This window comes from Halomonas sp. SIMBA_159 (genome assembly GCF_046536035.1).
Lineage (GTDB): Bacteria > Pseudomonadota > Gammaproteobacteria > Pseudomonadales > Halomonadaceae > Vreelandella > Vreelandella venusta_A.
In genome coordinates this window covers 1-235 of sequence record NZ_JAWJBT010001636.1, presented here as the reverse complement: position 1 = coordinate 235, position 235 = coordinate 1, and the positions used below count along the sequence as shown (strand labels likewise).

Annotated in this window: 1 protein-coding gene; it reads left to right on the top strand. The window is 52.3% G+C overall.

All coding sequences use genetic code 11. The features are described from left to right. On the top strand, positions 1–235 hold a 235-nt coding region (locus R0J87_RS24750), incomplete at both ends, for a hypothetical protein (RefSeq protein ID WP_498889684.1).

Here is a 235-nt window from a genome sequence, read left to right as displayed (position 1 = left end):
AACGAAGCAGCGCAACTTGGGCTGGTGATCTTTCTGTCTGTCCTGCTGGATTTCTTTGCCGCTTTCTTTGTCGGATTGATCGGTGAAGAACTGCGTTTTCGTCAGCAATTTAACCAGCGCCACGCCATTTATGTCTCAGACACGACTGTCAGGCAATCTGCCGCAGGTTCCAACCCGCCAAGACCTGAACACAACCAAGAACGCGACAATGCAGGCACAGCCAGTATGGCAACCC